We start from the raw sequence: 22,045 nt of genomic DNA on the forward strand, positions 1-22,045 counted from the left end.
GCATATCGCTGCACACGGCCACAAGAACAGCGCGCGTCCTCCGCCCTGGCGACCGGTCAGCCCGAAATGAGGGCACGCCACCCGTGGCGGGCAGCGTGCCGGGGATCAGCCAGCGCCCACAACCGCCTCACCAATCAAACCGCACGCCGATATTCCCCTCGATGCTCTTGCGCTCCTTCTGCGCGCTGCTTTCCAGATCGCGCGTGTAATCGGCCACCGCAAACGCGCTGACATTGGCATTGAAGCGCGCGACCACACCGACGCCGACTTCCAGTGCGCGCGAGCCCTGCTGGTTGGTGAGCCGGTTGTCGCCGAAGTCGATGCGATCTTCGCCGTCCAGGGTCTGCCAGTAATTGAGCTTGGCGTACGGCTGCCACCCATTGCCGGCGATATCGTAATCGGCGGCGAGGCGAAGGCCGACGCGCCCGGTCCAGGCATTGTCGGCCTTGAAGCGGACCGCCGACACCCGGTCACCGGCATCGTCGATCGAGGTGCGCTGCCAGATCACCTGTGCCTGCGGCTCCAGCCACCATACGGACTGCCCGAGCTGCAGCAGCGGCTTGCCCACTTCCAGCGACGCGGTGGTGCCATCGCCACGCACGTCGATGCCCAGCCCGCGCGCCGACGTGGCCTCACCGTCGTAGCGGCTCTGAAGGACCACCGCATCCAGATACCCGCCTTCGCTGCCGACGCGGGTCCAGTACAGGCCCACGTGCTTGTCATCCAGGCGGGTACGGCCGACGGCCACGTTGTCCCAGCCGATCGCAAAGCCGTTGACGTTGCCCTGCGCGCGGGTGCGGCCGACGAATACACCGACCTGATCGCGGTGGTTGTCATCGCCGTTGGCGTACAGGTCCAGGCCGGCCTGGATGCCCTGGAGATCACCGTCGAAACTGGGCTTGGCATCGCCCTCCCAGTGCTGCTCATGACTCTGCCCGATCATGCGTGCCCAGGCCGAGCGGAAGCCGCCCTGCCCGGCCTGCACGCGCTGCTCGCCCTGGCGCTCGTGGAAGGTGCCCAGGCTGGCCAGGCTCGTCTCGCGCAGCAACGGGGGCACCACCGAGTAGACCGGGGTTTCCACCCGGTACAGCGGAATGATGTCGCCCTCTGCCGGACGCGCGTCCGGCGTTGGCGGTACCGCCAGCGGACCGGGCACCGGTGGCACTTCGGTAGGCACCGGCGGCGGCGCCTCCGGCTGCGCGGGTGCCACCGGCGCAGGAGCCGGCGGCGGGGCCGGGGGCGGCGGCTCTGGCGCGACCGGATCCGGATCATCCGGCGGGTTCACGTCCGGGGGCGGCGGCGGTGCCGGCGGCACTGCCGGCGGCGGGGTGCCGATGGCTTCGGGCGGCGGCGGCGGCGGTGGCACCTCGATGGTCGGCGCCGGCGCCGGCGCCGGGGTCGCCGAGGCGGTAACCGTGGAGCGCAGGTACCAGTTTTCACCGCTGCCTCCACTCACACCGCCCTTGAACAGGTAGTACTCGTAAGCACCTGCGGCGACCGGGCTGTACAGCGCGAACGCGTTGGCGGCAGTGCTGGCCCCGTTGGTCGCCTGCACCACCATGATGCCGTCGGCGACCGTGGCCGCGCCGGTGCCGCCAACGTTGAGCACGCCGATACCGGTGGTGCCGCTGGCGCTGCCGTTGGCGATCACCAGCTTGTCCGACAGCGAACTGTCATCGCCCAGCACGGTCTGCAGGTACAGCGCGCCTCCGTTGCCCACGTAGTTGCCCACGATGGTGAAGGCATCACCCACGCGGCTGCCGCCGTTGCTCAGGTCGATGCGACCGGCGTTGGTCACCGTGGCCAGCTGGCCGGCGGTGAACGGCACGATGCTCGCGTCCAGGCCACCGGCGAACAGCGTGCTGGTGGCATCGATGTCCAGCGTACCGGTGCCCGTGCCGCTGTCACCCAGGGTCAGGTTGCCGTCGAAGGTGAGCTGGGAATCGTTGGCCAGGCCGATCTGCTCCCAGTTCGCGAAGCGCGCCACACCATCGGTCTTGACGTTGTCCATGCTCAGCGCGTCGGTGCCGTTGCCGCCGTCGAACAGGGGCAACGCCCCGAGATGGGACGCGTTGAGGTTGGCCAAAGTGGCAACGTCACTGCCTTCGCCCATGTCCACCGCGCCGTAGACCACACCGCCGCCGGACCAGGCCAGCCGATCGTTGCCGGTGCTGGCACGGATTTCGCCGCGCACGGTGCCGCCGGTGATGGTGATCGAATCATCGCCGCCGCTGACGCTGATGTTGCCGCCGATGTAGCCCTCGGAAAGGATGATGGTGTCGTTGCCGAAGCCGGTGACGAGGTTGCCGTCGATGGTGCCGCCGGACATGTCGAAGGTGTTGTTCTCCAGCTTCATGTTGACCCGGCCGATGCGCCCGCCGGTCATCTCGGCATAGTCACCATCGTCGAAGCCGCCGATGATCTGGCCGCCGGTCATACGGAAGCGGTCGGTGCCATCGCCCTGCAGCAGTGCGCCGATGGTGCCGCCGGTCATGACGAACACGTCCCGGCCGCCGCCCTGCTGCACCGTGCCGGTAATGGTGCCGCCACTGATTTCGATCTGGTCGACATCGTCGCCCTGGTCGACCGAAGCCAGCGTGCCGCCGGTCATCAGCAGCACATCATTGCCGGCGCCCTGGCTGACCGCGCCGACGATCTGCCCGCCTTGCATCTCCAGGCGATCATCGCCCAGACCCTGCGCGAGCGTGCCACCGATGCTGCCTCCCGGCCGCATGATCGTGGTGTCGTTGCCGGCCCCCTGGTCGACGTTGCCGACGATCACGCCGGCAACATCCAGCAGATCATCACCGTCGCCGAGCAGCGCCGCGCCGTTGAGCCGGCCATTGACGATCAGCGACTGTGTGCCACTGGCACCGATCACGTTCGCCGTGCCACCGCCCTGCCGTTGCAGCACGCCATCAATCTGAAGGGTGGTGGCGTTGGCCATGGTCAGGCTGGCGGTCTCCAGCGTGTTGCCCAGCACCAGGGTGCCGCCGTTGAGCCTGCTGGCGCCCCCCACGCTGTTGAGGCCGGTCAGGGTGAGCGTGCCGCCACCGGTCTTGTCCAGCGCGCCGGTGCCGTTGATGCTGCCGGCATAGGTGCCATCGTCGGGCTGGGTGAAGCGGACCAGACCATTGTTGGTCACGCCGGGCGGCAGGCTCTGCGCCCGCGCTTCCAGGATGCCGGCCGGATCGACGATCACCGGGCCGGTGTAATTGGCGTTGTTGCCGGTCAGCGCCAGGGTGCCCTGCGCCACCGTGGCCACGGTCACCCCGGTGATGGTGCCGGTCAGTGTCCACTTGCCCGCATCATTCTTGGTCAGCGACTCGAAACCGACGAAATTGCCCGGCAGCGTGGAATCACCCATGCCGCTCAGGAAGATCGCGTCGTTGCCCGCTCCTCCGCTGAAATTGCCGGTGATCGACGAGCCGGTATACAGGCGCAGGATGTCATTGCCACCGGCCAGCGAGATGTTGCCGATCACCTGGCCACGGTTGGTGAAGTCAAGCGCGCCGTTGCCGGAGCCACCGATCACCGTGTCCGGTGCCTGGATGATGCCGGTCTCGGTGTTGATCACGGTGTTCAGCCCAGTGGTGTTCTGCGACCAGATCGCCACGGCGTTGTTGGCGCGGATGGTGCCGCTGTTGACGATGGTGTTGCCCGCGCCCTGGAAGTTGATCACTTCGGCACTGCCTTGGCTGCCCAGCGCCAGCACTTCGCCGCCGGCATCGACGGTCAGGGTGCCGCCGGTGCGGAATTCCAGTGTGTCGCCGCCCGCGCCGAACAGTCCCGGCGCGCTGACTGCAGTGGCGCTGACGGTCGCACCGGTGCCGACGTGGATGTTGGCGTTGTCGCGCAGCGAGATGGCGTTGGCGTCACCCACCACCAGCTTGGCACCGGCCTGGACATCCACCGTGCGTCCATCCTCGATGGCGATGTTGCCGTTACCGACGCGGGTCACATAGGGATTGGGTGCGGCCGTGGTGCAGGTGGTGGTGGTGCCGACGGTAACGCAGTCCGCCTGTGCGCCGAACGAGGCCAGGACGATGGCGCTGCCCAGCAGGCCGCGTGAACGGAGCAGCACGGCGATGCTGAGCGCGAGGGGGTGGAGAGTGGACCTGGGCATGCGGCTTCCTCTGGACATCACGGAGGGCGGCGGCGGCATGACAGGTCATCGAAGCCCCCTGCTCCTGACTGCACGCATCACCATGAAATTCACGACGGCAGCGGACGCTGCCTGGGACTGCATTTCCGGCGGGACAACATCGAGGAGGGGACAGACGGCGCGCGGCAAATGGGCCACGGCCAGGAACAGGCGGTTTCGTGAAGTACGCAGATGTGTGCCGGTACTTTTACTGGTCAACCGTGATGTGAACGTAAAATTCAGGCAGGGGATCGCCCGCATTCGCCGCGCGGTGAGCGAGTCTGCAGAGATCGCTCAGATCTTCAGATAGACACGCCGGCGATCCAGCACCCACACCACACCCCACCAGATCGTCACGAAGCCCACCGCGCACGCGAGCGAGGCCAGCTTTGGTGCCTCCGGCAGCGCGCTCTGCAGGGCATGGAACGCCCAGGCCCACGCACCGGTTGCAGCGAGCACCAGCGCCATCGCCGAGGAGCCAAGATAGGCGGCGATCGCATTCACACCAAAGCGTCGCCCCAGCGCAGGCATGCCCCAGCGATCGATCAACAGATGGGCCAGCAGCAGCGCAGCCGCGGACAGACCTGCGGTCCACAGCACGAAGCTGGGGGTCCACAACTGCTTGTTCAGGGGCAACCACAGCGTGGCCAGGCCGCCGACCGCCAGGCAACCCGCCGCCAGCAGCGTCAGCTGCGGTGCCCTGCCGGCACGCAGCCACGCGCCGGCGCGCAGGCCCAGCAGGGTGGTGGCGATCGCCCCGAGGCTGCTCAGCAGGCCTTCCGGGTCATGGCCCAGCCCGGTGAGCGCGGAATACTTGTAGAGGAACGGGGCGAACAGCGCCGTATCCAGGCGGCTGGCCGGGTTGACCCACGGCGCCATGGAGGTGGCCGACAGCAGGATCACCGCATAGGTGGCCAACAGCCCGACGATCAGCGCCCATTGCGTGCGCGCCCGCGTGTAGACCGCCAGCACGCCGACCACCGCCACGCACAGGGCGATCCGCTGCAGCACGCCCCACAGGCGATACGCCGGCAGTTCGAACAACCACCACGCCAGCAGGTGCAGCAGCGCGCCGGCGATCAGGATGCGCAGTGCGCGTTGCAGCACCCCGCGCACCAGCGCCGGACGCGTGGCCGGCTCGGCCGCGCGTGGCGCCAGACTGAACGCCATCGAGACACCGGCAATGAACAGGAACAACGGGAAAATCAGGTCGGTCGGGGTGAAACCATGCCAGTCCGCGTGCAGCAGCGGTGCGTAGACATGGCTCCAGTCGCCCGGGTTGTTGACCAGCAGCATCGCCGCGACGGTCAGGCCGCGCAGTGCGTCGATCGAGCCCATCCGCCCCGACGGTACGGCACTCATACGTCTTCGCGCTGTCCGGCGATCCATGTGCTGCGCACCTGCAGCGCGTCATCGAGCAGCACCAGATCGGCGTGATGTCCTTCGGCGATGTGCCCGTAGCGGTCATCCAGATTCAGGAACTGCGCAGGGTAGGTCGACGCCATGCGCGCCGCTTCGGCCAACGACACGCCCAGCAGCTGCACGCTGTTGCGCACCGCCGTGGCCATGTCCAGCGCCGAGCCGGCCAGCGAGCCGGCAGCATTGCGCACCACCCCATCCACCGCAGTGATGACCTCGCCGTACAGTTCGTAACTTGGGTCTGCCGCACCCACCGGCGGCATCGCATCCGTGACCAGCATGACCTTGCCGCGCGGCTTGGTCGCCAGCGCCACACGCAGGCTGGCCGGGTGCACATGCACACCGTCGGCAATGATGCCGACCCAGCTGTCGCGGTCTTCCAGTGCCGCGCCGACCGCACCCGGCTCGCGACCGGTCAGCGGTGACATCGCGTTGTACAGATGGGTGAAGCCACGGATACCGGCCTCCAGGCCGGCACGTGCCTGCTCGTAACTGGCGGCGGTATGACCTGCCGCCACCACCACGCCGCGTTCCACCAGCGCGCGGATGCTCTCCAGCGGCACCCGCTCGGGCGCCAGCGTGAGCAGGGTGACGCCGTTGTCCAGCGAGGCGGCCAAGGCGATCTCGGCGGCATCGGGCACGCGGAACTTGTTCGCGTCATGCGTGCCCTTGCGCGCCGGGGCGATGTACGGGCCTTCCAGATGGATGCCGAGTACGCCTGGCACGCCCTCGCTGATCGCCTGGCGGGTCGCCGCGATGGCCGCGCGCATCACCTGCACGTCGTCGCTGATCAGAGTCGGCAGCAGACCGGTGGTGCCGAAGCGGCGGTGCGCCTGGGCCAGCGTGCGCAGCGTGGCGACATCCGGGCTGTTGTTGAACAGCACGCCGCCACCGCCATTGACCTGCGCATCGATGAAGCCGGGCAGCAACCAGCCGCCGCCCAGGTCCACCTGCTCATCGGCCTGGCCGAGCATGGGCGCGGCATCGGAGACCAGCGCGGTGATCCGGCCGCTTTCGATCACCACCGCCAGATCATCGCGGAAGTCGTCACCGGCCAGGATGCGGGCATTGCGCAGGACAGTTTTCATCAGACGGTTTCCGTCACCTTGTTCAGATGCGGCGGCAGGTCCGGGTTGTGACCACGGCGCAGCGCCAGCGCATTGATCGCACGGTAGAAACTCTGGATGGTCAGCAGCGGGGCGCACGCCGGGTGCGGCGCGACCGGTAGCGGCAGGTCACCGCCGACATCGGCCAGCCACACCTGCGCATCGCGCGCGGCGAACTCGCTCAGCACCGCGCGGGTGCCAGCGCCGGTTTCATCCGGCTGGGCGAAGGCCAGCACCGGGAAGCCCGGGCCCACCAGCGCCATCGGGCCATGCTTGACCTCGGCCGAGCTGTACGCCTCGGCGTGCAGGCCACAGGTTTCCTTGAACTTCAGCGCCGCTTCCTGCGCGGCGGCCAGGCCAAGACCGCGGCCAAGCACGAACAGATTGTGGGCCGGCACCAGGCCGTCGGTCAGCGACGACCAGTCGCTGTTCCAGGCCTGACGCAGCGCATCGGGCAGCGCGCGCAGCGAAGCGATCAGCCCCACATCCTGGGTCCAGTACGCCACCAGCTGCAGGATCGCCGACAGCGAGGCCAGGTAGCTCTTGGTCGCCGCGACGCTGCGCTCGGCACCGGCGCCCAGCGGGATCACCGTCTCGGCCAGCTGCGCCAGCGGCGAATCCTCGACATTCACCAGCGCCACCACGCGTGCGCCGGCCGCACGCGCGGCCTCGGCGTTGCGCAGCAGGTCCGGGCTTTTGCCCGACTGCGAGATCACGATGTACAGCGCGCCGCGCAGCTTCAGGGGTGCTTCGTAGACCGAGCCCACCGAGGGCGACGCCGAGGCGGTGACCAGCCCGAGGCGCGTTTCCAGCAGGTACTTGGCATAGGTGGCGGCGTGGTCGGAACTGCCCCGTGCGCAGGTCACCACGAACGGCGGCGGCGCCGCGCGCAGGCTGGCGGCCAGCGTCTCCACGGCCACCTGGTTGCGCGCGAACTGCGCGGCGATCACATCGGCAGCCTCGGCGGCTTCGCGGTACATCAGGGTGTCGTGGGGGGCAGGCAGGGACATGGGGACTCAGGTCGTTTCAGGAGAAGGAAGCCGTGCACCCTGTGGGCGCATCGGCGCGGTGGAACCACGCACCACCAGCTGCGGCACGAAGCCCTGGTTCTGCAGCTGCAACGGCGCGTCGTCGTAGGCATCGCTGCGCAGCTGCGCGATCAGCAGGCGCGCGGCATGCCGGGCGATGTCTTCAGTGGCCTGCTTGGCAGTGGTCAACGGCGGCCAGGACTGGCGCGAGAACGGGCTGTCCTCGAAACCGGCGATGGACAGGTCGTAGGGCACGTTCATGCCGGTGGATTTGGCGGCCGCCAGCACGCCGGCGGCGATTTCATCGTTCGAGCCGAAGATCGCGGTGGGCGGTTCGCGCAGCGCCAGCAGGCGGCGCGCCCCACGGAAGCCGTCGTCGAAGGTGTAATCGCCCTGCACCACCAGGTGCTTGTCGATGGTCATGCCGTAGTCGCGCAGCGCGGCCTCGTAACCGGCATAGCGCTCGCCACTGGAGCGGTGCGAGGTGCCGCCCCAGAGAAAGCCGATGCGCTGGTGACCCAGCTGGATCAGATGCTCGGTGATTTCATAGGCGGCCTCGCGGTCGTCGACGAACACACAGGCGCCGTCCTGCGGATCGGCCGTGGCGGCAATGATGCGCACCAGCTTGATCCCGCGCGCGGTGAGCGCGGCCACCAGATCCTTGCGCTCGGACATCGGTGCGGTCAGCACCAGCCCGGCCAGGCGCGAACGCTGCACCCAGTCGGCCAGTTCCTCGGCCAGCATCGGCGAGCTGGAGTCGCAGGGATGGATCTGCAGCCCGAACCCGGTCTCTCGGCAGGCCGCGAGCACGCCGTTCTGCACGCCGATGATGTGGTACGGATTGGGGTTGTCGTAGACCAGCCCAACCACCAGCGTGGTGCCGGTGCGCAGGTTGCGCGCGGCCGGATCGGGCTCGTAGTCCAGCTCGGCGATCGCACGCAGCACCCGCGCACGCGTGGCCTGCATCACCGAGGGCTCGTTGTTGATCACCCGCGAGACCGTCTTCAGCGATACCTTGGCCCGTTCGGCGACATCCTTGATGGTCGCTCTACGCATCGTCTTTTCCTGGCTGACCGGTTGAGCGTCCATGATCGCCGATCACTGCCCGTCGCGGGACAGCCCGACGCGGTGGCCGCGCATCGAATAGAACAGGATGTACAGGTAGCAGGGCACCATCAGGCCGGCGAACACCCACTGGAAGTCGAAGTGCTGCTTGAGCACGGCGAACAGCTGGGGAATGATCGCGCCACCGGCGATGGCCATCACCAGCAGGGCCGAGCCGGTCTCGGTGAAGCGGCCCAGGCCGCGGATCGCCAGCGGGAAGATCGCCGGCCACATCATCGCGTTGGCAAAGCCCAAGGCCGCCACGAAACCGACCGAGACATAGCCGTGGGTCAGCAGCGCGCCGATGCAGAACACCACGCCCAGCACCGCCGAGATGCTCAGGTAGCGCGACTGTGAGACCAGGTGCGGGATCAGCGCCAGGCCGGCCAGGTAGCCGATCAGCATCGCGCCCAGGGTGATCGAGGTGAACATCTTGGTCTGGTCCAGCGGCAGGTCGAAGCCGTGGCCGTAAGTGCCGATCGCATCGCCGGCCATCACTTCCACGCCGACGTACACGAACAGGCACAGTACGCCCAGCCACAGGTGCGGGAACTGGAAGATGCTGGTGCGCTCGGCCACCCCTGGCGCGCGGGCCGGCGTGGCATTGGCTTCGGCGGTCTTCAGTTCGGGCAGCGGCGAGAACAGCACGCCCACCGCCAGCAGCACCAGCAGCCCGGCCATGGCCATGTACGGCAGCTGGATCTTGGCGGCGAAGTCATTGAGCAGCACCGTCTTGGCGGCCGCATCGGCGACCTTCACCTGGGCATCCAGATCGCCGATACCGTGCAGCACCAGCGTGCCGATCAGCACCGGGGCGAGCATGCCGGCGATCTTGTTGCAGATGCCCATCAGTGCGATGCGCCGGGCCGCGGTCTCGATCGGGCCGAGGATGCTGATGTACGGGTTGACCGCCGTCTGCAGCAGGGCAAGGCCGCTGCCGATGATGAACAGGCCACTGAGCGCGCCCGGGTACCAGCGCTGCTGGGCGAAGTGGGCGAACACCACCGCACCGGCCGCCATCACCAGCAGGCTCAGGCTCAGGCCCTTCTTCATCCCGGTGCGCTTGAGGATCCACGAGGCCGGCAGGGCCAGGAAGAAATACGACAGGTAGAAAACCATCAGCACCAGGAAGGCGCCCACCTCATCCAGCTCGAAGGCGAGCTTGACGAAGGTGATCAACGGGCCGTTGAGCCAGGTGAAGAAGCCGATCAGGAAGAACAGCACGCCGATGATCAGGATCGAGGTAAGCACGCTCGAACGCGCGGAGGCAGCAGGCACGGCAGACATCAAGGAGGCTCCTGCATCGACGGCGCCGGAGCGGCATCGGAAGAGTGGCTGGGAACAACGTTGTCACATTTATTCGTTGCAGCCGCCAGGTTTGTCAACAACTGGTTCACGCCAGCGCCGCGCATTTTCCGTTGCTGCACCTGCGCAATCTGGCGGCAGCGCTCGCCGCGGGCGGAGCGGAGCCCGTATTAACGGCAGTTTGCGAAAACATGACGGCAGTGTGATGAAAACGTTTTCCCGCGCAAACCCACGTTGCGGCGCAGCATCGAAAGTGTGAGGTTATCGTTGACATCGTTGTCAGAACGATTACAGACTCCGCCTCAATCGCCGGGGCAACCCTGGCCACGCCCAACCGATGGAGTCCGTGTGACCAACGCCGCCCACGCTGTTCCGGCCCATGCCCCGCCCGCCGCGACGCCGCCGTTCCTGGCCGCCGACGTGGGTGGCACGCATGTCCGGGTTGGCCGGGTCCAGGCCAGCGCCGATCCGGCCCATCCGGTGGAGCTGCTGGACTACCGCAAGTTCCGCAATGCGGATTACGCCGGCCTCAGCGCGATCCTGTCCGACTTCCTGGCCGATGGCCCGCGCCCGACGCATTGCGTGGTCGCCACCGCCGGCTATGCCCGCGACGACGGCACGGTGATCACCGCCAACCTGCCCTGGCCGTTGTCGGCACGGCAGATCGAGCGCGATGTCGGCCTGGACCAGGTGTACATCGTCAATGACTTCGAGGCCGTGGCCTATGCCGCCGCCCAGGTCGATGCCAGCGGCGTGCTGCAGCTGACCGGCCCGGCCACCGCCCCGCGCGGCCCGACCCTGGTGGTCGGCCCCGGCACCGGCCTCGGCGCGGCGGTGTGGATCCCGACCCCGCACGGCGCCGTCGTGCTGGCGACCGAAGCCGGCCAGCCGACCCTGGCCACCACCACCGAACTGGAGATGGCGATCGTGCGGCAGATGCTGCGCGACCGGTCGCATGTCTCGGTCGAGCAGGCGCTGTCCGGCCCCGGCCTGATGAATCTGTATCGCGCCCTGTGTGCGTTGAGCGGCCAATCGCCAGCGCTGACCACCCCCGATGCGATCACCGCCGCCGCCATGGCCGACCAGGACCCGCTCGCGCGGCAGAGCCTGGATGTGTTCTGCGGCCTGCTCGGCAGCACCATCGGGGACATGGCGCTGCAGTACGGCGTCACCGGCGGTGTCTACCTGGCCGGCGGCATCCTGCCGCAGATCCGCGACTTTCTGTTGAACAGCACCTTCGTCGAGCGGTACCTCAACAAGGGCCCGATGCGCGAGGCGCTGGAACGTATTCCCGTGAAGGTGGTCGAGCACGGGCAGCTGGGCGTCATCGGCGCTGCCAGCTGGTACCTGGGCCATAGGGACCACCCGACCGCCTGACGGCGCGCCGGGAAAGGCATTACGTAGTACGCAGCACCCATGGCACGCCCCGGTTTAGGGCGCGCGGAAAAGTCGTACCAGACGCAAGAAGACACGCCGTCGCCGGCGAACCATCGGATTGATGAGGAGAGACATCATGAACCATCGCAAGAGTCTGCTTTCGGCAGCCATTTTCAGCTGTCTGGTGTTCGGCGCGCAGGCGCAGGAAACCTCCAGTACCCCCACCGACCTGGACACCGTCAGCGTCGTCGGCATCCGCGCCAGCCTCGAAAAGTCGCTGGATACCAAGCGCAACAACGTGACCATTTCCGAGGCGATCACCGCCGAGGACATCGGCAAGTTCCCCAGTACGAACGTTGCAGAAGCGCTGTCTCAGCTGCCCGGCATCTCGCTGGACCGCCGCTTCGGCCAGGGTGAGCGCGTCAGCATCGACGGCACCGACCCCAGCCTCAACCTGTCCTTCCTGGACGGCCACCCGGTCGCCCAGGCGATCTGGCTGTACGGCGAGCAGCCCAACCGCGGCTTCGATTACACCCTGCTGTCGCCGCTGATCCTGGGTCGCATGGAAGTCATCAAGTCCTCCGAAGCGCGCCTGACTGAAGGCAGCCTGGGCGGCACCATCCTGATGCACACCCGCCAGCCACTGGACATGCGCGCCAACGAAGTGGCCGCTTCCGTGGGCTACAGCTACAGCGACCAGGCCAGCAAGGGCAAGCCGAACGCCTCGGCCATCTACAGCTGGAAGAATGACGAAGAAACCTTCGGCATCAACGTGGCCGCGCAGCACTATGAAGAGCGCGTGGACCGTCAGGGCATAGAAGTGTTTGGTTACGCCAAGGCGTCCACCTTCACCAACGCGTCGGGCGTGGACCCGAATGCGGACGTGCCCAATTCGGTCAACGCGGCGTGGTTCCAGCAGGACCGCAAGCGCGACAGCGCCGTGGTCAATCTGCAGTTCAAGCCGACCGACGAACTCGAGTTCAACCTGAGCGGCCTGTACATCAAGGAGAACTTCGACAACTACAACCAGTCGATGTACTCCTTCCTGACGTGGAATCCCGGCACCGTAGGTGCGGTGAACCAGCTCGGCGACGTGCGCAACGGGGTGGTCACCAGCGGTCACTCCAACGCCAGCGCGACGGCCAACAGCGGCACGGTGATCTACGACAACAACGTGCGCGAATCCGAAGTGACCACCAAGGGCCTGGACCTTCGCGGTGCCTGGAAGGGTGAAGGCTGGGGTATCAGCGGCCAGGCTGGCCAGAGCAAGTCCGAAAACAAGGATCTGGCCCAGTACTTCATCGAACCGTTCTACAACGGTGGCTTCAGCTGGAACCTGGACAAGGGCATCACCTTCGACAACCCCGATGCCGCCCGCAATCCGGCCAACTGGGGCTCGGCCGGCGGCTGGTTCGGCAACAACGGCATCTTCTCCACCGACAGCAAGGACACCTACGCACAGCTGGACTTCAATGTGCAGTTCGACAGCATCTTCAACCAGCTGCAGTTCGGCGTTCGCCACGGCAAGCACGAAGAGAGCTTCGATCTGAACGTGTATGGCGGCGTGCGTCCGGGCACCCTGGCCGACGTCGGCACCATCGGTCTGACCGACATCCAGGGCTTCGCCGATGGCCAGGGCCGTCATATCCAGGCCGGCCGCGACAACGTGCTGAACTGGGTCAAGGGCAGCCCGCTGGACTTCGCCAACCCGGATCCGGCCAGCTATCTCAACAACAGCTGGGCGCTGGAGCAGACCAACAATGCCGCCTATGCGCAGTTGAACTTCTCCAATGGCCCGGTACGCGGCAACGTCGGTGTGCGCTACGTGGATTCCAAGACGGCCGGCAGCGGCTTCGTCTACGGCGGTACCCCCACCCTGACCGATCTGGACAGCAAGTGGCAGACCCAGACCAAGAAGGAAGACTTCCTGCTGCCCTCGGTCAACCTGGTCTACGACACCGACAGCGACTGGGTGTTCCGCTTCGGCGCCAGCAAGGTCATCGCGTGGGCGCCGTACAACCAGATGGTGAACAACACCTTCCTCAACGACACCACCCTGACCGGCAGTGGCGGCAACGCGGCCCTGTCGCCGTATGAGTCCTGGAACTACAACCTGTCGGCCGAGTACTACTTCGCTCCGCAATCGGTGGTGGCCTGGTCGCTGTTCTACAAGAAGATCGACAACTACATCGATACCAGCGCCGTCACCGAGCGCCAGTACAACTCGATCCGCGATACCTCGCCGGCCACCTGGGCCAACGTCGTGGGCACCAACGGCTGTGCGGCCGACGGCTATTGCGACTACAGCATCCAGCGTCCGCGCAATGCCGGCAGCGGTCACGTCAAGGGCTTCAACCTCAGCTACCAGCAGCCCTTCGGCGAAAGCGGCTTCGGCCTGACCGCCAACTACACCTACGCCAACGGCGAAAACAATTCCGGTGATGCGCTGCCCTACCAGTCGCGCAACTCGGTTGCGTTCAGCCCGTACTACGAAAAGGGTCCGATCAACGCCCGCCTGACCTACAACTGGCGTGACAGCTACCTGGCCGGCGGCTACGTCGCAGGCTCGGCACCGGCCAGCGTGGACGACTACGCCGAGCTGGGCGCCAGCTTCGGCTACACCTTCAACGAGAACTGGTCGGTCACCGTGGACGCCCAGAACCTGCTCGATGAAGAGTACTTCCAGTACCTTGGCGACAAGGATCACCTGGCCTCGCGTTACAAGAGCGGCCGCCGCTACATGGCCACCCTGCACTTCAAGTTCTGATCGCCTTGGCACTATGCTGAATGCCTGAAACGGGCCCGGATTTCCGGGCCCGTTTTCACAGGTGGAACCCGATTCGCTACAAAGGAATGACCCGATGCACACCCGCACCCGTCGTACCTCGCTGTCGCTGCTGTCCTTCGCACTGGCACTCTCCCTCGCACCGCTGGCCCAGGCCGCCGACGCACAGGCACCGGCTGGCCCGAAGGCCCTGCCCGGTTCGCTGATGCTGATCCCCGCGCCCGCCAGGGTCGATCGCATCGACGGGGCCGGCTACACCGTGACCACCGCCACCCCTGTGCATGCACAGGGCCAGGCCGCCGCCCGCGTGGCTGCACAGTTCGCCACCCTGCTGCGCGACAGCGGTGGCCCGGCGGTAACGGTCAGCGAAGGACGCGGCAAGGACGGCATCCGCTTCGTGCTCGACGCCACGCTCAAGACCGGTGCCGAAGGCTACCAGCTGCGTTCGGACGCGCGTGGCGCTACCGTGCAGGCCGCCACCGAGGCCGGTCTGTTCTACGGTGCGGCAACGCTCTCGCAGCTGCTCACCGGCGGCAGCGATGGCACGCTTCCGGCGCTGCGCATCGATGATGCGCCCCGTTTCAGCTGGCGCGGCCTGATGCTCGATTCGGCCCGCCACTTCCAGAGCCTGGATGAGATCAAGCAGGTCCTCGATGCGATGGCCGAGCAGAAGCTCAACACCTTCCATTGGCACCTCACCGATGACCAGGGCTGGCGCATGGAGATCAAGCGCTACCCGAAACTGACCGGCGTCGGCAGCTGCCGCATTCCGGCCGGCGACGGTGGCCGCGATCCGGTCACCGGCGCCGAGCGTCCCTACTGCGGGTTCTACACCCAGGAACAGATCCGCGAGGTGATCGCGTATGCCGCCGCGCGCCATATCCAGGTGATCCCGGAGATCGACGTGCCCGGTCACGCTACCGCGGCGATCGCGGCCTATCCGGAGCTCGGCACGATCGACACCCCGCTCAAGCCGCTGAGCGAATGGGGCGTGTTCCCGAACCTGTTCAACACGGAAGACAGCACCCTCGAATTCCTTGAGAACGTGCTGGAAGAAGTCATCGCGTTGTTCCCGGCCAAGTACGTGCACGTCGGTGGCGACGAAGCGGTCAAGGACCAGTGGGAAGCCTCCGCGCGGGTGCAGGCGCGCATGCGCGAAGTGGGCGCCGGCGATGAGATGGAAATGCAGAGCCACATCATCAAGCGCCTGGAGACCTTCCTGGAACACCACGACCGGCGCCTGATCGGCTGGGATGAAATCCTCGAGGGCGGCCTGCCGCCGGAAGCCACGGTGATGTCCTGGCGCGGCACCGAAGGCGGCCTCAAGGCCGCCAGCGAGGGCCACGACGTGGTCATGTCGCCGGTGACCGACATGTACATGGACTACCTGCAGACCAACTCGGAGAACGAGCCGCCGGGCCGCCCGGCGACGATTCCGCTGGCCCGCGTGTACGGCTTCGAGCCGGTGCCGGACGCGCTGGCCAAGGACAAGCAGCACCACATCCTCGGCCTGCAGGCCAACATGTTCACCGAGCACACGCGCAGCTACGCGCGCCTGCAGCACAACCTGTTCCCGCGCTTGGCCGCGGTGGCCGAGACCGGCTGGTCGCCGCGCGAGCGCCGCGACTATGCGGATTTCCTGGCGCGTCTGCCGGCGCAGCTGAAGCGTTACCAGGCGATGGGCATCGCGTATGCGCAGACGCCATTCCAGGTGGAACTGGACAGCACGGACGACCGCGCCGCCGGCACCGCGACGCTGGCCCTGCGCACCCCGCTCGGTTACGACATCCACTACAGCGTGGACGGCAGCGCGGTCACCGCGCAGTCACCGCGCTACACCGCCCCGCTGCAGCAGCCGCTGCCGGTGGCACTGCAGGCGGCGACGTTCTTCAACGGCGAGGCGTTGGCCAAGGCGGCCAGCCGCTTCGACATCACCGCCGGGTCGCTGCTGTCGCGGACCGACGAACATCTCGCGCAGTGCCCGGGCGAAGGCCAGCTGCTGCTGCGCCTGGAAGACGACGGCCCGGCCGATGGCGAGCGCGCGATCTTCAACGTGGACATCTTCAACCCGTGCTGGTTGTGGAAGGACGCGGATGTGGATGGCATCGCCACGCTCCGCATCCGCGCCGGACAGATCCCGTACTACTTCCAGCTGGCCCACGACGAGCCGAACCGCCGCTTCGCGCCCAAGCGCAGCGCGCATGGGGAAATGGACATCCTCGGCGGCCAGTGCGATGGCAAGCCGCTGGCCAGCGTGGCACTGCCGGCCGCGCCGGGCGCCGATGGGTTCATCACGCTGGAGGCGGCGCTGCCGCGCTCGCTCAAGGGCACGCAGAATCTGTGCGTGCGCTTCACCGGTGATACCCGGCCGACCATGTGGGTGCTGGATGAGATGACGCTGTTGCCGCGGTAATCGGGGCACCGGGGTGCCGGCCAGCGGCCGGCACTCCCCGTCTTGGGTCGCCGGCGTCACACGCATCAACCGCGCAGGCGCACCAGCAGATCGCGCAACGGGGTGAACACGATCGCCATGCCGGCCAGCACGCCGACGCTGTTGGCCAGCGCGTCCATCGGGTCGGCCATGCGGTTGACGGTCAAGGCGCCCTGGGCGAACTCGATGCCGATGCCCAGCGTGACCAGGCCGAGCGCGGCCCAGACCAGGGCCGCGCGACGCTGGTAGATCTGCACGGCGGATGCGGCCAGCAGAAAATACGCGAGGAAGTGCTCGACCTTGTCGCTGTTTTCCGGCAACGGGATCGGCGGCGGCGGGATCAGGCAGACCACGATCGTGCCCAGCACCGCCAGCCACCACAGCGCCAGCCAGAACCGTGGCCAGCGCAGCGGTTTAAGCACGGGTGTCGCCGCCACCTTACAGACGCCAGGTCAGATCGCCGAGTTCGAAGGCGGGTTCGAAATCGACATCGCGCTGGAAGCCCATCACCTGGAAGCGCTCGCCCATCTCGGTCGGCAGCGTCAGCTTTTTCACCTGATCGCGCAGGCGTACGCGGCCGATCTCGTCGGTGCGCGCGTCGGCTTTCTCCAGCAGCGTATCCAGCCCGTTCCCGAGCAGGAAACTGGCCTGCGTGCAGTAACCGGCCAGTTCGAATCCGGCCCCGGTGCCCGACTCGGCCAACGCGGTGAAATCCACCGAGGCGGTCAGGTCCTGCAGGCCCGGCCAGCGGTACAGATCGTTGTGCACGTGGTGGCGATAGAACGCGCGCACCGTGCCGTCGTCGCGGTCGTCCTGGTAATACTCGTTGCGCGGGTAGCCGTAATCGACGAACAGCATCGCGCCGCGCCTCAGGCCGCCGGCGATCGCCTGGATCCAGTACGGCAGCTGCGGCAGCAGTTCGGAACGGTACCCATCGGCGAAGGGCTTCTGACGGTAGTGCTCCACATGCCGCACCGCCGCGGTGAGCATCGCATCGGCCGGCTGCGCGCCGCGCACGAAGGCGCCCTGCGCATCCAGCTCGACGGTTTCCTCGTAGACCATGCCATCGCGCGCGAGGAAGCGCGGCGTCGGCAAGGCATCGATCACTTCATTGGCAAACACCATGCCGTCCCAGTCGTCATCGAACGGGCCGTCCAGCCATTCCACCAGGGCGAACACCGGCGGGATCAGCGCCATTTCCAGGCGCTCGCGCTGGCGCTCGCGCAGGTCCGCGCTGGGCTCCAGGATCGCGTAGCGTTCAGGCAGTGCATCCAGTTCCAACATGCGCTTGAGCAGCACTTCGGCGAACGCGCCGCTGCCGCCACCGACTTCCATGAAACGCGCTTCCGGGCCGAGCTGCTGCATTATCGGGGCGATCGCATTGGCCAGGGTCGCGGCGAACAGCGCGCCGATCTCCGGCGAGGTGGTGAAATCGCCGGCGGCACCGAACTTGCTCGCGCCGGCGCTGTAATAGCCCCAACCGGGGGTATACAGGCTCAGCTCCATGAAACGGGAGAACGGCATCGCGCCGCCGTTGGCGAGGATTTCAGCACGCAGCGCCGCAGCCAGCTCGTCGCTGTGGGCCAGGGCGTCGGATTCGGGGGTGGGCAGTGGGGAATGCATGGCGCGGGCGATTGCGGTGACAATGCACAGCATAGCCTGAGCAGGGAGTACCCCCGATGACCGATACCGCGCCCGTGGCGCTGATCACCGGCAGCGCGCGCCGGATCGGCGCGGCCATCGCCCGCCAGTTCCACGCCTGTGGCTGGTCGGTGGTGCTGCATGCCCACACCTCCACCACCGAGCTGCAGCAGATGGCCTTCGACATGGACATGCTGCGGCCGGGCAGCGTGCTGGCCCTGCAGGCGGATCTGCGCGATGCCGATGCCCTGCCCGACCTGATCGACCAGACCGTGGCCCAGTTCGGCCGGCTGGACACGCTGGTCAACAACGCCTCCAACTTCTACCCCACCCTGCTCGGCCAGATCACCGCCGCGCAGTGGGACGACCTGTTCGCGGTCAATGCGCGCGCGCCGCTGCTGCTGGCCCAGGCCGCCGCGCCGCACCTGCGCCGCCAGCAGGGCAGCATCGTCAACCTGACCGATCTGCACGGCACCCAGCCGATGCGCGACCACCCGGTGTACGCGGCCGCCAAGGCAGCCCTGGAAATGGTCACCCGCTCACTGGCGCTGGAGCTGGCGCCCAAGATACGGGTCAACGCGGTCGCCCCTGGGGCCATCCTGTGGCCGGAACAGGGCAAGGACGATTTCGCCCGGCAGGCGCTGCTGGCGCGCACGCCGCTGGCCCGCACCGGCACGGTGGAGGAGATCGCCGAGGCGGTGTACTGGCTGGCCACCGAGGCCGCGTTCGTCACCGGGCACACGCTGCGCGTGGATGGCGGGCGGACGTTGTCGTAAACGCCGATTGCCCCGCCCGGTAGTGCCGGCCGCTGGCCGGCTCCGCATGAACCGAGCGTGGGCGCAGTGCCGGCCAGCAGCCGGCACCCCCCGGTGCATCGATCAGCCGGGCAGCAGGTCCATCGTGTCGAACGGCTCGCCGAACTGCCGATGCGCGCGCCACAGCGCCTCCAGGGTCAGTCCGCTGACCGGATCGCGGAAGTCCGGGGCGATGTCGGCCAGCGGCTTGAGCACGAAGGCGTGCCTGAGCTCCGGGCGCGGGATGCGCAGGTGGCCGGGGCCTTCCACGATCAGGTCGCCGTAGAACACCACATCGATATCCAGGGTGCGGTCGCTGAAGCGCGGGCCGCTGCGGTCGCGGCCGTGGGCATCTTCCAGCGCGTGCAGCCAGTCATCCAGCGTCTGCAGCGGCAGCTCGGTCTCGATCGCCACGGCGTTGTTGAGGAAGTCCGGGCCGTCGAAGCCGACCGCGGCAGTGCGGTAGGCCGGCGATACCGCGATCGCGCCGAAACGCGCGCGCAGCGCCTCCACCGCGGCGTGAAGGTGCTGTTGCGGCTGCAGGTTGCTGCCCAGGCTCAGGAGCGCAGTGGTCATGGTATTCAGCGTACGTGGGGCGATTCCACACGGGGGCAACATGCCCAGCGCATAGAATCGGGGTGCACATCATAGGACACCGACATGACCTATTGCGTCGGCATCGAGGTGGACGAAGGCCTGGTCTTCGCCGCCGACACCCGCACCAACGCGTCGCTGGACGACGTGCGCGTGCACCGCAAGCTGCACGAGTTCGAGTTTGCCGGGGAAGCCGCCTTCGTCATCATGGCCGCGGGCAACCTGGCGACCACCCAGCTGCTGATCTCACGGCTGCGCCGTGATGTGGAGGAACAGCGCCCGGAAAACCTGCGCGCCTACCGGCATCTGTTCGAGGTGGCCGAGTACGTGGGCCGGGTGCTGCTCGACAGCCAGGTCAAATCCAGCACGCATGAGGCGGGCCAGGATGGCATCGTGACCCAGGCCACGCTGATCCTGGGGGGCCAGATCGGCGGCGAGCATCCGGGGCTGTACATGATCTATCCGCTCGGCAATGCGATCGCGGCCTCGCCGGAAACCCCGTTCCTGCAGATCGGCGAGTCCAAGTACGGCAAGCCGATCCTCGACCGCATCCTGCGCCCGCAGACGCGGCTGGAAGACGCTGCGCGCACCGCCATCGTCTCGCTGGATTCCACCATCCGCTCCAACCTGTCGGTCGGGCTGCCGGTGGATCTGGTGCTGATCCGCAAGGATGACCTGCGCATCACCCAGCGCATGCGCCTGGCCGGCGACAGCCCGCTGTACGCGGAAATCCACGGCAACTGGTCCTTCAAGCTCGAACAGGCCGTGGCCAGCCTCCCCCGGTTCCCCTGGGAGGCCTGATCAGGCGGTTTCCAGCGCCTCGGCGACCGAACGGAACACCTGCTGCATTTCCAGCGGCTTGCGCAGCACGTGCACATTGATGCCCGGCGGGAACACTGCCAGCGGCACGGTCACCTCGGCTTCTTCCAGCACCAGCGCCGGCCCGCGATAGCCCAACGTAGCCATCTCGCCCAGCAGGTGGCTGGCCGAGAGCAGCTTGGAACCGGCATCGGCGATCACCAGTGCCGGCATGCTCTCCTGCTGCATCCAGCGCAGCGCGGCCGCACCATCGGAAGCCAGCTGCAGGTGATAGCCCTGGCTGGACAACGCGTTGCCCAGCAGCGACAGCCGCGTCGCCTCACCGTCCACGACCAGGATGGACTGGCCGGTACCGGCGGCGATCGGCCCATCGACCGTAGCGGCGGTGTCGGCGATCTCGCGCATCGGCAGCAACAGATCGAAGCGGGTGCCGACACCCGGCTGGCTGTCGACGTGGATGCTGCCGTGTGCGCCTTCAATGATGCGCTTGCACGAAATCAGGCCCAGGCCGGTGCCGGTGGCCTTGGTGGTGAAGAAGGGATTGAACAGATGCGACAGGGTATCGGCATCCATGCCGATGCCTTCATCGGTCACCGAGATCCGCAACCAGTCCTCGCCATGCGTATCGGCGGCGGATGCCGCGCGCAGGGTCAACCGGCCGCCGTCCGGCATGGCCTGGATGGCATTCAACGCAAGGTTGAGCAGGACCTGCTGCAGCTCGGTGTAGTTGGCATCCACCGCCAGGCCGTCGGCCACCTCCAGGTGCAGGGTGACCTTGGCGGGCAGGTTGCTGCGCAGCAGCAGCTCGACCCCTTCGAACAGGTGGACCAGGCAGATGTGTTCGCTGCTGTTGCGCGAACCGCGCACGAAGGACAGCATCGATTCGGCCATCTCATGCCCGCGCCGGCCACACTCGGCGATGATGTCGGCCAGATGGTGCAGCTGCGGATCGTCGGTGCGTGCCTTCATCAGGTCCGGCATGATCAGCAGCGGCTGCAGGATGTTGCGCAGGTCGTGGCTCAGGCCGGCTGCCAGCAGCGACAGGCTTTCCAGACGCTGCGCGCGCATCAGCTCGGCTTCCACCCGCTGACGGTCGATCGCGCTGCGCGCTTCGCGCACGGCACGCGCCACCGCCGAGGGCAGGCGCGCCGGCTGGTGCTTGATGATGTAATCGTTGGCGCCCTGGTGCAGGGCGGCCACCGCGTTTTCCTCACCCATCGTGCCGGACACGAAGATGAAGGGCACCTCGGGCAACGCGGCGCGCACGATCTGCAGCGCTTCATTGCCGGAAAAGCCGGGCATGCTCAGGTCGGACAGCACGATGTCCGGCGCGGCGCGCTCGAGCGCCTCACGCAGTTCCTGCGCGCTCTCGACCCGCTCGAAGCTGGCCTCCAGGCCAGCGTCGAGCATCTGCTCGCACATCAGTTCGGCGTCTTCCGGCGAATCCTCGATCAGCAGGATCCGCAGGGCACCCAACGCAGGGCCGGTCAGCGGCATG

At 67.4% G+C, this 22,045-nt stretch carries 16 protein-coding genes; 6 read left to right on the forward strand and 10 right to left on the reverse strand.

What is annotated here, in order from left to right:
- Positions 1 to 127: 127 nt before the first annotated feature.
- Positions 128 to 4,126, reverse strand: coding sequence for an autotransporter domain-containing protein (locus BCL79_RS08345; RefSeq protein WP_259462122.1), 3,999 nt, complete (start codon positions 4,124 to 4,126; stop codon positions 128 to 130).
- Between BCL79_RS08345 and BCL79_RS08350 the strand changes: the two genes are divergently transcribed.
- The gene (locus BCL79_RS08350) at positions 4,125 to 4,454 is read left to right on the forward strand and encodes a hypothetical protein (RefSeq protein WP_147433870.1); all 330 of its coding nucleotides are present in this window, start codon (positions 4,125 to 4,127) and stop codon (positions 4,452 to 4,454) included. The genes BCL79_RS08345 and BCL79_RS08350 overlap by 2 nt on opposite strands.
- Here BCL79_RS08350 and BCL79_RS08355 read toward each other — a convergent pair.
- Genes BCL79_RS08355 through BCL79_RS08375 form a run of 5 tightly spaced genes read right to left on the reverse strand, consistent with a single transcriptional unit; the run spans position 4,439 to position 10,088 of the window.
- Positions 4,439 to 5,506, reverse strand: a complete 1,068-nt coding sequence (locus BCL79_RS08355; protein ID WP_121039828.1) for an acyltransferase family protein — start codon at positions 5,504 to 5,506, stop codon at positions 4,439 to 4,441. The two genes, BCL79_RS08350 and BCL79_RS08355, sit on opposite strands and share 16 nt — an antisense overlap.
- On the reverse strand, positions 5,503 to 6,651 hold the full coding sequence (gene nagA, locus BCL79_RS08360; RefSeq protein ID WP_121039831.1) for an N-acetylglucosamine-6-phosphate deacetylase: 1,149 nt from the start codon (positions 6,649 to 6,651) through the stop codon (positions 5,503 to 5,505). Before nagA ends, BCL79_RS08355 begins: the two co-directional genes overlap by 4 nt.
- Positions 6,651 to 7,679, reverse strand: a complete 1,029-nt coding sequence (locus tag BCL79_RS08365) for an SIS domain-containing protein (protein ID WP_121039834.1) — start codon at positions 7,677 to 7,679, stop codon at positions 6,651 to 6,653. The genes nagA and BCL79_RS08365 overlap by 1 nt, the downstream gene beginning before the upstream one ends.
- A 6-nt stretch (positions 7,680 to 7,685) precedes the next feature.
- Positions 7,686 to 8,753: a LacI family DNA-binding transcriptional regulator gene (locus tag BCL79_RS08370; protein WP_088432334.1), complete on the reverse strand. Its 1,068-nt coding sequence runs from the start codon at positions 8,751 to 8,753 to the stop codon at positions 7,686 to 7,688.
- 42 nt (positions 8,754 to 8,795) lie between these two features.
- Positions 8,796 to 10,088, reverse strand: a complete 1,293-nt coding sequence (locus BCL79_RS08375; RefSeq protein WP_121039837.1) for a sugar MFS transporter — start codon at positions 10,086 to 10,088, stop codon at positions 8,796 to 8,798.
- Positions 10,089 to 10,454: 366 nt separating this feature from the next.
- Here BCL79_RS08375 and BCL79_RS08380 point away from each other — a divergent pair, with 366 nt between their 5' ends.
- From BCL79_RS08380 to BCL79_RS08390, 3 genes are all read left to right on the forward strand, one after another.
- On the forward strand, positions 10,455 to 11,483 hold the full coding sequence (locus tag BCL79_RS08380) for a glucokinase family protein (RefSeq protein WP_121039840.1): 1,029 nt from the start codon (positions 10,455 to 10,457) through the stop codon (positions 11,481 to 11,483).
- A 136-nt stretch (positions 11,484 to 11,619) separates the two neighbouring features.
- The gene (locus BCL79_RS08385) at positions 11,620 to 14,250 is read left to right on the forward strand and encodes a TonB-dependent receptor (RefSeq protein ID WP_121039843.1); all 2,631 of its coding nucleotides are present in this window, start codon (positions 11,620 to 11,622) and stop codon (positions 14,248 to 14,250) included.
- 94 nt (positions 14,251 to 14,344) lie between these two features.
- A complete protein-coding gene (locus BCL79_RS08390; protein WP_121039846.1) occupies positions 14,345 to 16,681 on the forward strand; it encodes a family 20 glycosylhydrolase in 2,337 nt (778 codons plus the stop codon).
- 65 nt (positions 16,682 to 16,746) lie between these two features.
- Here BCL79_RS08390 and BCL79_RS08395 read toward each other — a convergent pair whose 3' ends face one another.
- Together BCL79_RS08395 and BCL79_RS08400 are read right to left on the reverse strand one after the other, a co-directional pair.
- Positions 16,747 to 17,136 carry a VanZ family protein gene (locus tag BCL79_RS08395; RefSeq protein WP_121039849.1) on the reverse strand — a complete coding sequence of 130 codons (390 nt, stop codon included), beginning with the start codon at positions 17,134 to 17,136 and terminating at the stop codon, positions 16,747 to 16,749.
- A gap of 1 nt (position 17,137) precedes the next feature.
- Positions 17,138 to 18,322: a class I SAM-dependent methyltransferase gene (locus BCL79_RS08400; RefSeq protein WP_121041239.1), complete on the reverse strand. Its 1,185-nt coding sequence runs from the start codon at positions 18,320 to 18,322 to the stop codon at positions 17,138 to 17,140.
- A 56-nt stretch (positions 18,323 to 18,378) separates the two neighbouring features.
- Here BCL79_RS08400 and BCL79_RS08405 point away from each other — a divergent pair, with 56 nt between their 5' ends.
- A complete protein-coding gene (locus BCL79_RS08405) occupies positions 18,379 to 19,116 on the forward strand; it encodes a pteridine reductase (protein WP_121039852.1) in 738 nt (245 codons plus the stop codon).
- A 102-nt stretch (positions 19,117 to 19,218) separates the two neighbouring features.
- On the opposite strand, the gene folK is transcribed toward BCL79_RS08405, so the two are convergent.
- Complete coding sequence (gene folK, locus BCL79_RS08410; protein WP_121039855.1) at positions 19,219 to 19,710, reverse strand: 2-amino-4-hydroxy-6-hydroxymethyldihydropteridine diphosphokinase; 492 nt, start codon at positions 19,708 to 19,710, stop codon at positions 19,219 to 19,221.
- An 84-nt stretch (positions 19,711 to 19,794) separates the two neighbouring features.
- Between folK and BCL79_RS08415 the strand changes: the two genes are divergently transcribed.
- On the forward strand, positions 19,795 to 20,529 hold the full coding sequence (locus BCL79_RS08415) for a 20S proteasome subunit A/B (RefSeq protein WP_121039858.1): 735 nt from the start codon (positions 19,795 to 19,797) through the stop codon (positions 20,527 to 20,529).
- On the opposite strand, the gene BCL79_RS08420 is transcribed toward BCL79_RS08415, so the two are convergent.
- On the reverse strand, positions 20,530 to 22,044 hold the full coding sequence (locus tag BCL79_RS08420) for an ATP-binding response regulator (protein WP_121039861.1): 1,515 nt from the start codon (positions 22,042 to 22,044) through the stop codon (positions 20,530 to 20,532).
- Position 22,045: the final 1 nt, after the last annotated feature.

It is taken from the genome of Stenotrophomonas rhizophila, from assembly GCF_003651185.1.
In the GTDB taxonomy this organism is placed as follows: Bacteria; Pseudomonadota; Gammaproteobacteria; order Xanthomonadales; family Xanthomonadaceae; genus Stenotrophomonas; species Stenotrophomonas maltophilia_Z.

What these genes read in the sequence shown, in the direction of transcription:
- BCL79_RS08350 (WP_147433870.1), top strand. Translation starts at nt 4,125, where the DNA reads ATGCGGCTTCCTCTGGACATCACGGAGGGCGGCGGCGGCATGACAGGT.
- BCL79_RS08345 (WP_259462122.1), bottom strand. Translation starts at nt 4,126, where the DNA reads ATGCCCAGGTCCACTCTCCACCCCCTCGCGCTCAGCATCGCCGTGCTG.
- BCL79_RS08355 (WP_121039828.1), bottom strand. Translation starts at nt 5,506, where the DNA reads ATGAGTGCCGTACCGTCGGGGCGGATGGGCTCGATCGACGCACTGCGC.
- nagA (WP_121039831.1), bottom strand. Translation starts at nt 6,651, where the DNA reads ATGAAAACTGTCCTGCGCAATGCCCGCATCCTGGCCGGTGACGACTTC.
- BCL79_RS08365 (WP_121039834.1), bottom strand. Translation starts at nt 7,679, where the DNA reads ATGTCCCTGCCTGCCCCCCACGACACCCTGATGTACCGCGAAGCCGCC.
- BCL79_RS08370 (WP_088432334.1), bottom strand. Translation starts at nt 8,753, where the DNA reads ATGCGTAGAGCGACCATCAAGGATGTCGCCGAACGGGCCAAGGTATCG.
- BCL79_RS08375 (WP_121039837.1), bottom strand. Translation starts at nt 10,088, where the DNA reads ATGTCTGCCGTGCCTGCTGCCTCCGCGCGTTCGAGCGTGCTTACCTCG.
- BCL79_RS08385 (WP_121039843.1), top strand. Translation starts at nt 11,620, where the DNA reads ATGAACCATCGCAAGAGTCTGCTTTCGGCAGCCATTTTCAGCTGTCTG.
- BCL79_RS08390 (WP_121039846.1), top strand. Translation starts at nt 14,345, where the DNA reads ATGCACACCCGCACCCGTCGTACCTCGCTGTCGCTGCTGTCCTTCGCA.
- BCL79_RS08400 (WP_121041239.1), bottom strand. Translation starts at nt 18,322, where the DNA reads ATGCATTCCCCACTGCCCACCCCCGAATCCGACGCCCTGGCCCACAGC.
- BCL79_RS08405 (WP_121039852.1), top strand. Translation starts at nt 18,379, where the DNA reads ATGACCGATACCGCGCCCGTGGCGCTGATCACCGGCAGCGCGCGCCGG.
- folK (WP_121039855.1), bottom strand. Translation starts at nt 19,710, where the DNA reads ATGACCACTGCGCTCCTGAGCCTGGGCAGCAACCTGCAGCCGCAACAG.
- BCL79_RS08415 (WP_121039858.1), top strand. Translation starts at nt 19,795, where the DNA reads ATGACCTATTGCGTCGGCATCGAGGTGGACGAAGGCCTGGTCTTCGCC.
- BCL79_RS08420 (WP_121039861.1), bottom strand. Translation starts at nt 22,044, where the DNA reads ATGCCGCTGACCGGCCCTGCGTTGGGTGCCCTGCGGATCCTGCTGATC.